At 33.0% G+C, this 12575-nt stretch carries 8 protein-coding genes; 6 read left to right on the top strand and 2 right to left on the bottom strand.

All coding sequences use genetic code 11. The features are described from left to right. Positions 1-68: 68 nt before the first annotated feature. Positions 69-1724, bottom strand: coding sequence for a methyl-accepting chemotaxis protein (locus tag N508_RS08350; protein ID WP_023275962.1), 1656 nt, complete (start codon positions 1722-1724; stop codon positions 69-71). A 247-nt stretch (positions 1725-1971) separates the two neighbouring features. On the opposite strand from N508_RS08350, the gene mqnC reads away from it, so the two are divergent. From mqnC to N508_RS08380, 6 genes are all read left to right on the top strand, one after another. Next, positions 1972-3003: a cyclic dehypoxanthinyl futalosine synthase gene (gene mqnC / locus N508_RS08355; RefSeq protein WP_023275963.1), complete on the top strand. Its 1032-nt coding sequence runs from the start codon at positions 1972-1974 to the stop codon at positions 3001-3003. A gap of 32 nt (positions 3004-3035) precedes the next feature. After that, entirely contained in the window at positions 3036-4160 is a 1125-nt protein-coding gene (locus tag N508_RS08360; RefSeq protein WP_023275964.1) for a GAF domain-containing sensor histidine kinase, read from the top strand. Further along, complete coding sequence (locus N508_RS08365; protein WP_023275965.1) at positions 4153-5691, top strand: flagellar assembly protein A; 1539 nt, start codon at positions 4153-4155, stop codon at positions 5689-5691. Before N508_RS08360 ends, N508_RS08365 begins: the two co-directional genes overlap by 8 nt. 21 nt (positions 5692-5712) lie before the next feature. Further along, positions 5713-8520, top strand: a complete 2808-nt coding sequence (gene uvrA / locus N508_RS08370) for an excinuclease ABC subunit UvrA (protein WP_023275966.1) — start codon at positions 5713-5715, stop codon at positions 8518-8520. Positions 8521-8560: 40 nt separating this feature from the next. Continuing rightward, positions 8561-9625 (top strand): flagellar biosynthesis protein FlhB, encoded by a 1065-nt coding sequence (flhB, locus tag N508_RS08375; protein WP_023275967.1) that lies wholly within the window; start codon positions 8561-8563, stop codon positions 9623-9625. A gap of 181 nt (positions 9626-9806) precedes the next feature. Further along, positions 9807-11732, top strand: a complete 1926-nt coding sequence (locus N508_RS08380; protein WP_023275968.1) for a methyl-accepting chemotaxis protein — start codon at positions 9807-9809, stop codon at positions 11730-11732. A 152-nt stretch (positions 11733-11884) separates the two neighbouring features. Here N508_RS08380 and N508_RS08385 read toward each other — a convergent pair whose 3' ends face one another. After that, positions 11885-12187 (bottom strand): TRL-like family protein, encoded by a 303-nt coding sequence (locus N508_RS08385; RefSeq protein WP_023275969.1) that lies wholly within the window; start codon positions 12185-12187, stop codon positions 11885-11887. Between the last annotated feature and the right edge of the window lie 388 nt (positions 12188-12575).

Below are 12575 nucleotides of genomic sequence, written 5' to 3' on the forward strand. Positions count from 1 at the left end.
GAACTACGAATAAATAATATAAAATCTCTGCTGTAATCAAAACAGCAGAGATATATTTGCACGGATTATTATAATTTAAAGAAAGATGCTTCTTCCTTTAACTGCATAGAAATTGTTTCAAGTTTTTCAACTTCTTTAACATTTTCCTGCATCATACTTTGAGTATTAGATGACATATCAGCCATTTCTGCTAAATATGTTTCAATAGTATGTATACCGTTTTCCTGTTCAGTAGAAGATGTGCTTACATCTTGAGCCATAGCAAGAGAATCGTTTGCCTGTGTTTGAATTTCACTTAATATTTCACTTGTAATACCTGCAAGCTCTAAGCCTTTTTCTACCTGCGGCAGGGTCTGCTCCATAGCAGATACCGCTATTTCTATTTCTTTTTGTATTTCAGTAATCATATTAGTAATTTGTGCAGTAGTGTCGCCTGTTCTTTCTGCAAGTTTTCTCACTTCGTCTGCAACAACTGCAAACCCTCTCCCGTGTTCACCTGCTCTTGCAGCTTCAATTGCAGCATTTAATGCAAGCAGGTTTGTCTGGTCTGCAACTTCTGCAATTAAGCCTGCACTGCCGCTGATTTCTGTTGATTTATCTTTAAGATTTCTAATTTTTTCAGCAGTTTCAAGCACTGTAGAGCTTACTTTATTAATAGCTTCGGTAGTATTATTCATAGCTTCATTGCCTTTTTTAGAAAGCTCTAATGTTTTTTCAGAATTATGCTCTGTCTGCCTTGCAATTTCTGCAATTTTTGCTGTGCCTGCACTTATTATTTTTATCTGGTCTACACTTCGCATAGATGCTGCATGCTGTTCTTCTGCTGCATGCTGTGCCTGATTTGAAGAATCTGCCACAACATGAGTGCTTTTGCCTAATTCATCAGCAGAATGCTGGATATTTTTAATAACATTTCTTAAATGTCCCTGCATAAATACAATGTGGGAAAGCATACTGTCTGCATTTTTTTTGTTAGTTTTAATTTCGCGGGATAAGTCACCTTGAGAAATTGCATTAAAGCTTTTTGAAGCATCCTGCGGGTCTCCACCTAAAAGTTTAACAAGGTATCTGATAATGAAAAATGCAATAGAAAAGCCAAGTATTAAAGCTATGAAAGAGTTTAATATCATCATAAGTTTAAAATTAGCAGTGCTTTTTGTAACTATTGGAGTTACTGCTTGATTTTTTGCTTCTTCTAAGTTAATAAATTCATTAATAAATTTTAACCAGTCTACAAATAATGGACGAACTTTACTTAATTTTTCCATCATTTCTATATTGCTGCCATTCTGTTTATCATCTATTATGCCTTGAATTAATGGCATAGCAGCAGTTTCTGTATTATTAATTTTATCTAAAATAGCTTTTTCTTCACTTGTAAGCATATTATTATTAACAAAATTTTCCATCATGCGTTTTTTTGCATCTACATAAAACTGTTCTTCAAAGCGTATTTCTTCAAGATACTTGTTTAATTCTGCCTGATTATTATCTGCAAGAACTACATCTCTAACAGAGATAGAGCGGTTATGCACAGAACCCCTGTAATCAATAGCTACTCTTTGTTTTGCTGAGTTTACATTATTAATTTCAGATAAATTTCTATCAATAAAGCTTATTCTATTGATTGAAAGAATGGATATACCTAATATAATTAAAACAAGAACACCATAGCCTGCACCAATTATATTAAATATACTAATTTGCAGTTTTTCATTATTCATACTCTGCTCCAAAGTAATATTAATTCATTACTATAAACAAGTAAAACAGATAAAAATAAAAAATAATCACTTGAAAATAGTAATGATTACTACTTACTATATTTACATATATAAGTCAAGGCAAAATATATTTATCTTATACAATAAAATACTTTTCTTATGTAAAAAAATAATGTATATATAAAATATTGAATTAAAGTTTTTATGCAGACAAACTGCCATATACAGACTTATATAAGGGTTATGAATGAATAATATAAAAAGAATTTCTTTTCAAGAAGGTGTTGACTTATACAACAATGCAGATATTTTAGAGCTTGGCAGAATGGCAGATAATATCCGCAGAGAAAAACACCCAGAAAATATTGTAACATTTGTTATAGATAGAAATATTAATTATACAAATATCTGCACATGTAAATGTAAATTTTGTGCCTTTTATAAAAATGAAAATGAAGAAGGCGGATATGTCATATCAAAAGAAGAGCTTGCACAGAAAATTCAGGAAACTCTTGATTTAGGCGGCTCACAGATTTTATTACAGGGCGGTCTGCATCCTGAATATCAAATTGATTTTTATGAAGATATGCTTAAATTTATGAAAACTTTTCCTGTTTGGCTGCATGCGTTTTCGCCGCCTGAAATACACCATATTGCAAAAAAAAGCGGTTTAACTGTTGCAGAAACTATAAAAAGGTTAAGGGCTGCAGGGCTTGATTCTATTCCCGGTGGTGGTGCTGAAATATTAGATGATGAAGCCAGAAAAAATGTAAGCCCTAATAAGATTAACTCTGCTGCATGGCTTTCTGTTATGGAAGAAGCTCATAAACAGGGGCTTAAAACTACAGCAACAATGATGTTTCGTAAGCAGGATGCGGCAGAGATAATTATTGGTCATTTTGATAAAATACGCTCACTGCAAGATAAAACAGGTGGTTTTACTGCTTTTATCCCTTGGCCGTTTCAGCCGGGAAACAGTGAATTAGATGATGATTCAGTTACTGCTATAGAGTATTTGCGGGTGCTTGCTCTTGCTAGAATTTATCTTGATAATATACCAAATATTCAAGTGTCATGGGTAACCCAAGGTGCAAAAGTTGCTCAAATTGGTCTGTTTTTTGGTGGTAATGATTTTGGCAGTGTTATGATAGAAGAAAATGTTGTCCGTGCAGCAGGTGCCAATTTCCGCCTTAAAACTGAAGAAATTAAACATATTATTAAAACAGCAGGGTTTATTCCTAAAATTCGTAATATGCAGTATGATATTATAGGAGAATAATATAAACTAAATTTATTATATGGAAGTGTCATTTGAGTGGGCCGTTATTAAGTGCTTTAATTAAAATTTCTGCAGAAATAAACTCCACTATGGAGCTTGATACTCTGCTGCCTGATATTATTAAAATCACGGGCGATTATCTAAAAGTCCGCAATGCTTCCATTATGCTTATTGACTGGGATACTCTTACAATTAACTGCTATACAGAAAACTCTCTGCACCATAACTTTTTATCTGTTAAACAAGGTATAATAGGTGATGTGGCAGGCTCAGGCACAGAATATATTGTCAATAAAAAATCTTCTTCAAAATCAAGCAAATCTTTTCTTGCACTGCCTTTAAAAGCTGGCAGTAAAATATTAGGTGTTTTTTACTTAACAGATAAAGAGAAAGACTATTTTAATGACAGTGATGTTAAAACAGCAAAATATATTGCTTCTCAGTGTGCTTTAGCAATAGAAAGGCATAATTTATATAATAAAATGAGAGCTAATGAAAACCTGCAGGCAATAGGGCTTTTAAAATCTTCTGTTGCTCATGATATGTCTAATTTATTAGCTATTGCAGATGTTTATCTTGGTCTTATGGAAGAAGAAGTTGATAAATCATCTGCAATGTATGAATATGTGAAAGCTGTTAAAAGAGAAATGAAATACATAACTATACTTGCAAAAGATATGCTTGATTTATCAAAAGATAAGTTAGTGGTTCACAAGACTAAATTTAAAGTAAGTGAACTTGTTAATGAATTAAAATTATACAGCGAAGCATTTTCTAAAGATTCTAATGCTAAATGTGAGTTTAGTATAAAATATGATGATGAAATAGTGGCAGATAAAAACAGGCTTTTCAGAGTATTCTTTAATCTGCTTAATAATGCAGGGGATGCTGCAAAAGAAAATGGCAGAATAGTTTTTTCTGTTAAAAAAACAGGCACAGATGTCAGCTTTTTAGTAGCAGATAATGGCAAAGGAATACGAAAGGAAGATATTTGCAAACTTTTTCAGCCGTTTTATACATCAGGAAAAATTAAAGGCACAGGTCTTGGTCTTTCAGTAGTTCATGACATTATAGAAGCACATAATGGCAGCATTCGTGTCCGCTCTATACTAGGCTTGTATACATGTTTTCTCATAAGGATACCAAAAGATGGATAAAATAACAGTCCAGGCAGAAAAGCCACAGGAAAGAGCAAAAGATATATGCAATAAAGTATATAACCTGCGTGCAGGCGAATATGAAATAGAAGGCGGCACAGAAGACAGGGCGACAGTAATCTTTAAGTGCGATAGTAAAATTGTCAATTCAAAAGTATATCTTACAACAGATGATGGTGCTTTTACTGGATTTCTTTTTATGTATCCAGCACTAAATGAAGGCACAACCCATACATTAGAAGAAATTCTTGATTATTTAGCTGGAGAAGAGATAGAAAATATTGATAAAAATCAAATCAGCAGCCTTTTCCAAAGATTTGCAAACGGGGAAGTTATTGAAAATGAAATTATTGCTTCAGGCATTCGTCCCACTGCGGGAAAAGATGCAGAAATAACTTTACACTTTGGCACTGCTGATAAAAAGCCAAAAATTAAAGATGGTAAAGTAGACTTTAAAAATCTTGATAATATAGTAATGGTAGAAAAAGGTGATGTACTTATCACTAAAAAACCAGCAATACATGGCAGCCGTGGAAGAAATATTAAAGGTGAAGAAGTTACTCCTATACCTGCAAAAGATATTGTTATACTTCCGGGAGATGGTGCAACAGTTAATGAAGCTGGAACAATCTTTTCTGCAACAACTGACGGCTATGTAGATTTTGGAAACAAGCGTCTTGGAGTATATCCTGTTTATATGGTAAAAGGCAATGTGGATTATTCCACAGGCAATATCAGATTTAATGGCTCTGTCCATGTAAAAGGCGATATTCTTTCAGGCTTTAAAATAGAAGCTGATAAGCATATATTAGTTGACGGCATTTGTCAGGACTGTGAAATTATTGCAAAAGGCAATGTTATTTTAAGAACAGGTATAAAATGCACAGGCTCTGGGCTTGTAAGAGCTGGCGGAACTGCTGTAATAGGATATGCAGAAAAAGCAAAAATATATGCAAGAGAAAGTATAGAAATAAGAAAATATGCTTTTAACTGCGAGCTTTTTGCAGGCACTAAAATAGATGCTATGAATGGTGATGGCATTATTGCAGGCGGGCTTATTAGAGCATTTCAGGATATTTCAGTAAAACAGCTTGGAACAAATGGAAACTCTAAATTTAATGTAATTATTGGTATGAAATACTACATAGAATTTGAACTTGAAAAACTTCGCAGAGAAAAAATAAGAATTGGAGAAACCATTGAAAGAGTAGATACTGCATTATCAAGATTTAATTTAAAAAGACCAAAAGTTGCAAACCATCCTAAAATTGTAAAAATGCTTGAAGTAAAAACATCATTAAGCGATTTGATTGATGAGCTTGATAAAAGAGCAGCTAAATTAATAGAAGAAAATAAAGCTAAATCCCCTAGAATGAAAGTAAAAAATAAAGTATTTGAAGGGGTTACAGTTATGTTTTATAATGTTGGTGCCGTTGTAAAAGAGCCTATGGAAAATATGGTATTTTACTATGATGAAAAATATGGCGAAGTTGCATGGATAAGCCTTAAAAATGCCAACGCACTTGATTAATATATAATAATGAGTAATAAAATGAAAAACAGTATAATTATCCGTGGTGCAAGACAGCACAATCTTAAAAATATAGATTTAGATATACCAAAAAATTCTCTTGTAGTAATAACCGGGGTCAGTGGCTCTGGTAAATCAACACTTGCTTTTGATACTCTTTATGCAGAAGGTCAAAGAAGATATGTGGAAAGTCTTTCTTCTTATGCAAGGCAGTTTTTAGAGCTTATGGAAAAACCAGATGTGGATTTAATAGAATATTTATCTCCAGCTATCAGCATAGAGCAGAAGTCAATAAGCAAAAATCCCCGTTCAACAGTTGGCACTATTACAGAAATATATGACTATATGCGTCTTTTATTTGCAAGGGTTGGCGATGTATTCTGCCCAATCTGTAATAAAAAAATACAGTCATACACAGTGCAGAAAATAGTTGATAATGTATTAGCTTATGGGGATGGTGCCAGAATAGAAATACTTGCACCAGTTATCAGAGGGAAAAAAGGCGAATTTAAAAAATATTTTAAAGATATGCTTAAAAATGGATTTGTGAGAGCATACCTTGACGGAGAAAGTGTCCGTCTTGAAGATGATATAGAGATAGATAAAAATGTTAAACACGATGTTTCTATTTCAGTAGACAGGATAGTTATAAAAAATGATGTATCTAGAAGAATAACAGATTCCATAGAGATAGCTTTAAGAAATGCAGATGGATTAGTTGAAATATTATGCAATGGAGAAAAAACTCTTTACAGTGAAAAATTTGCATGTATTGACTGCGGTATAAGTATAGCAGAAGTAGAGCCTAGAATATTTTCTTTTAATAATCCTTTTGGAGCCTGTCCTGCATGCGAAGGCATAGGAGAACGCTCAGTATTTGATGAAGATGCTGTTATCCCTGATAAATCAAAAAGTATAAGAGATGGTGCCGTAAAAGTATGGGAGCAGTATGACAACTTCCATTTCTATAATATATTAAATGCACTTTCAGCAAAATATAATGTAGATTTAAACATTCCATGGCAGAAACTTTCACAAAAACATAAAGATATTATACTTCATGGAGTGGATGAACCTTTAGAACTTTTTACATTTAAAGGGGATAAAAAAGTTTTTTATGAAAAACATTTTCACGGTGTTTTTGGCGAGCTGCAGCAGATGTTATCATCAGGCATAATCAGTGAAATAGAAACTGCTAAAAAATATATGACATTTCGCCCATGTGAAAAATGTGGCGGCACAAGGCTTAAAAGTGAAAGCCTTTCTGTTAGAATTAATGGGCTTAATATTGCAGAAGCTGCTAAATTTAATATTAAGCAGGCAATAGGTTTCTTTTCTAAACTGGAATTTGACGGCTTTAAAAAAGAAGTGGCAGATAAGATTATTAGAGAAATATTAAGGCGTCTTAATTTTCTTAATGATGTAGGCATAGATTATATTACAATGGATAGGAAAGCATCTACCTTATCAGGTGGTGAAGCTCAAAGAATAAGGCTTGCAACACAGATTGGCTCAGGGCTTACTGGTGTGCTTTATGTTCTTGATGAGCCATCTATCGGTCTGCATCAGAGAGATAATGATATGCTTATAGCCACTCTTAAAAATTTAAGAGATATAGGCAATAGTGTAATCGTTGTTGAGCATGATGAAGATACTATTATGCAGTGCGACCAGATTATAGATATGGGAGTAGGAGCAGGCAGAAAAGGCGGGGAAGTAGTATTTCAAGGCACGCCAAAAGAATTAATGCATTCAGAGCAATCATTAACAGGCGGGTATCTTTCTGGCAGACTTAATATTGAGGTGCCAAAAGAAAGACTGAAAGTTGATAAAACTAAAATTATCTCTATAAAAGGAGCAAAAGAGCATAACTTAAAAAATATAAATGTAGATATTCCTCTTGGTTTAATCACATGTGTTACAGGTGTCAGCGGCTCAGGTAAATCCACATTAATATTAAATATATTATACCCAGAGCTTATGCGGCAGCTTTATGGTTCTACATATAAAGCAGGCGAGCATAAAGCGGTAACTGGTGTATCTTTTATTGATAAAGTTATAGATATAGACCAGACCCCAATAGGCAGAACACCGCGAAGCAACCCTGTTACTTATACAGATATATTTAAGGATATAAGAGAGCTTTTTGCAGTTATACCAGAAGCTAAAATGCGGGGATATAATGCTGGCAGATTCAGCTTTAATAAAAAAGGCGGCAGATGTGAAATATGTCAGGGGGAAGGATATATTGAAATAGAAATGCACTTTCTGCCAGATATGTTTGTAAAATGTGATGCCTGCAACGGCTCAAGATATAATAGAGATACACTTGATATTACATATAAAAATAAAAATATTGCAGAATGTCTTAATATGACAGTAAACCAGTCAGTAGAGTTTTTTGATAATATTCCAAAACTGAAAGCAAAGCTGGAAGTATTAAGAGATGTGGGGTTAGGCTATATTAAGCTTGGTCAGCCAGCTACAACATTATCTGGTGGTGAAGCTCAAAGGGTAAAACTTGCAAAAGAGTTAATGAAACGCTCAACAGGCAAAACATTATATCTTTTTGATGAGCCAACAACAGGTCTTCATTTTGATGATATTAATAAACTTGTTAAAATATTCCAAAGACTGCGGGATAACGGCAACAGTATAGTTATTATTGAGCATAATCTTGATGTCATAAAATGTGCTGATTATATAATAGATTTAGGTCCAGAAGGCGGTGACGGCGGCGGAGAAATTGTTTTTGCAGGAACACCTGAAGATTGTGTAAAATGTAAAAAATCGTATACTGGTAAATATCTAAAAAGCAAGCTGAAATAAAGTTTGTTAATATAATCATATATTTAAGGTGTAGGCAGATATGGCAGAAAATCAGGACGGAGCAGAAAAGAGCGAAGAAGCCACTTCCAAGAAAAAGGAAGATGCCAGAAAAGAAGGAAATGTCGCTAAAAGTATGGACTTATCTTCTGGTGTGCTGCTTGTAGCTGCAGTTGCAGCTATGTATGTTTATGTGCCATATATGCTTGATAATTTTGAAAATCTTGTAGAAGAATTTTTTAAATTTAATAATTTTACTATCACTAAAGAATCAGCTTCTGATTTATTTATATTTTCCATTCAGTTTATGGCAAAAACAGCACTTCCTATATTTGCTCTTTTATTTGTCCTTGCAATAGGAATAAATGCTTATCAGGTAGGGTTTTATATTTCAACAAAAGCAATAGAGCCAAAATTTAACAAGCTTAATTTCTTTGCTAATTTTATGAAAACATTTTTTAATAAACGCAAAGTTGTAGAGCTTATAAAATCGCTTTTAAAAATCTTTGTGCTTACTGCTTATGCCTGGTATCTGGTTCATAATGAGATTGATACTATTGTCAGAATGACTGATGCAGATTACAGAGACCTTATGGTATATCTTGGTCATTTAGTTTTTGATGTTGCTATTCGTATTGCTGCATTAGTGCTTGTAATAGGTATAGCAGACTATGCTTATCAAAAATGGCAGCATAATGAAGATTTAAAAATGACAAAGCAGGAAATAAAAGAAGAATATAAGCAGATGGAAGGGGACCCTATTGTAAAAAACCGTATCAGGCAGGCTCAAAGAGATGCCGCAAGACAGAGAATGATGGAAGAAGTCCCTAAATCAGATGTGGTTATAACAAACCCTACTCACTATGCTGTTGCCATAAGGTATGATATGGATGTAGACAGAGCACCAAAAGTTGTGGCAAAAGGACAGCGGCTTATGGCATTGAAAATAAAAGAGATTGCCCGTGCCAGTGGTGTAAAGATAGTGGAAGACCCGCCACTTGCTAGAACATTATATAATTCTGTAGAAGTTGATGAAGAAATACCAGAAACACTTTATAAAACTCTGGCACAAATTCTTATGACACTTGATAAGTTTAGAAAAAGATAATATTTTTTTATAGATTTTGCATATATTTATGCAAGGCATCTATTTTAAACAGATTAACAGCAATTTTTTGTTGACATTATTATCTTAATTATCTTATTATTTTATACAGTAAAATAAATGTTTTTATAGTCCTGTCAAAAAGTATATAAAAAAATATCTGTATTTTACAAAGGAGAAATCTATGAATAAAATCCATCTATCATTAAGAGCAAAACTCTTAATAGTATCTGCTGCGGCATTAATTATGACAGTATTAGTCTTAATCTCTTTTAATTATTTCAGTATGCATACAAACTTTATGAATCTCTATAAAAGTATTCAAAACAGAGTAACAGATAATATTGCTGCAATATTAGGTAAAGATTTTGATGGATATACAAGTGGAATTACTATGCTTGCAAAATCAATGAATGGATCAACTCCTGAATATTTAGTAAGAAGATATAAAACTGCTTTTGAAGAAACTAAAAATACACTTGGCGTATCAAACATTATGGCAGCATTTGATGACGGCACATTTTATTCTGTTAATGATTTAAAACTTGGAGCAGATTATGACCATAGAGTCAGGGACTGGTATAAAAATGGCTTAAACTATAATGGTGTCTTTGTTTCAAAAGCATATACTGACCAGGTTCGTCCAGATGTGCTGTGTATTACAATTAGCCATCCCATAACAGCAGAAAATGGTGTTAAAGGGCTTATTACTTTTGATGTATATCTTGATTTTACTGAACTTTATAAAAAAATGGCAAATTCAGCTGTTGAAGGAAAGTTTTATTTAGTGGAAAGTGATACAAGAATTATTTCTGCAAGTGAAAGTGACATATTAACAAAAAGGGCTGACAGTGTATTTGCTAAAGAATTAGGCGACTTTCTTAAAGGTGTTATAAATGGCTCTGTATCTTCAGACAGTTATGTATCTTATATAAGCCGCTCTGGTGACACCCGTATGGCAACAGTTTATAAAATTCCTGATTATGATTTATATATATTTTATACAATAAGCAGCAGCCTTGTTACAAAGCAGATTAGAACTGTTGCTCTGAAAAGCACTGTTTTTGGGCTTATTCTTTTAGCAGTATCACTTTTTATAGTGCTTTTTATATTAAGAATATCACTTAATTCTTTAACAGTATTTCAGCAGCAGATAACAAAAGCTGCAGAGGGAAGAGATTTAACCACTCGTATTGAAGCAAAAACTGATGATGAGTTAGGTCAGATAGCTAAAGGTGTAAATATATTTATCGCTTCTATGGAAAGTGTTATAAAAGAAGTAAGAGATTCTGTTGAAGAAGTAGCTTCTTCTAATAATCAGCTTGCAGCAACTATGGAAGAATTATCAACAACTTTTGATAATCAGGCACACCAGGTATCAGAAATGGTTGACGGCATGGGTCAGATAAGTAATATTTCTAAAAATACAAGTAATGCACTTGAAACAAATATGCAGTTTTTAGAAACTACTGCTGATAATACAAGAAAAGAAGCTGAAAATTTAGATGATGTAAGCTGTGATATGGGTGATATTGAAAAAGATACAATATCATTATCAGAGACTATCCGCCACTTATCAGAAAGCTCTGCACAGATAGGTAATATCTTAAATGTTATTAATGATATAGCTAACCAGACTAACCTGCTTGCATTAAATGCAGCAATAGAAGCAGCAAGAGCAGGTGAAGCAGGCAGAGGGTTTGCAGTTGTTGCAGATGAAGTGAGAAAACTTGCAGAAAGAACTCAGCATGCAATAGGAGAAGTAGAAACTATTATTAATGAATTATCAAAAGATTCTGAAAATGCATCTAATGCAATGAATAAATCAGTAACAAGTGTGCAGGAAGGTGCTTCTAATATTCAAAGTGTTACTGGAGAAATCAAAAGAGCAGTTGAAGATGTTACTAATCTTTATAATGATATGAAGCCTATTTCTCAGTCAGTATCAGACCAGTATGTTACAATCCAGTCAGTTGTTGATAATGCACAGGTAGTTGCAGCAGGTATTGAAGAAAGCAATGCGGCAGTAAATGAAGTGAATAATACTGTAAGCCATTTGCAGCAAAGAACAGAAAGACTGAAAAACTTAATAGAACAGTTTAAAGTTTAAAAATATTTATATAAATATTTTTGAGCTTTAATATAAACATATAAAATTTTAAATGATATTTTTATAAGTCTATAAAAACCTGTATATTTTAAATATACAGGTTTTTTATTAACTTAGACTTACCAAAAATTTTTAATAAATTCATTGTATTTTTATTCACCTGTTACAATAGTGGTTTCTTTAACATATAAACCTAAAACAGAGCTTCTTTTCTTATCAACTGTTTTAATGGCTTTAATACCACCTTGTCTGGCTGCTTCATCTATGGAACAGTTACCAGCAGCTACAATTCCAAGAACATTAATACAAGATGCTTCTCCTTTTTTACTTCCTTGAGCAGCATTTGTAGCATTGACAGGTTCTGTAACACCTGTGTATAACCAGCCATTCATACCAGTTGCAGCACATCCTGATATAGAAGCTGCAAATAGAATTAATAAAACGATTTTTTTCATACAACATTTCTCCCAATTATTTAGTGCAGCTGCATTATAAACGGGGGGGGGGATTTGTCAATAGTTTTTTAAAATATTAAGAATTATATTTTTTGGCATATTGTTTGCTAATGAAAAGATGGGTAGAGAAACAATCTCGCCTGGGAGATGGAGCTCTCGTGTCAAGCGGACAGGATGTCCGCTATTTTTTTAATATAAACTAATTAACTGTGAGCCTGCTTCTATGTTATACTGAGCCTAAAAGGCGAAGTATCTAAAAAAGCATATAACTTAAATGTATTATACATCACTGTAATATAAATAATTTAGATTTTTCGCCTTTAAAAAATCAGGCTCAAAATGACTTAATTGTAATATTTTTATTTTTCAGCGTTTCCACAGCACAATG

The sequence above is a fragment of the Mucispirillum schaedleri ASF457 genome (assembly GCF_000487995.2).
In the GTDB taxonomy this organism is placed as follows: domain Bacteria; phylum Chrysiogenota; class Deferribacteres; order Deferribacterales; family Mucispirillaceae; genus Mucispirillum; species Mucispirillum schaedleri.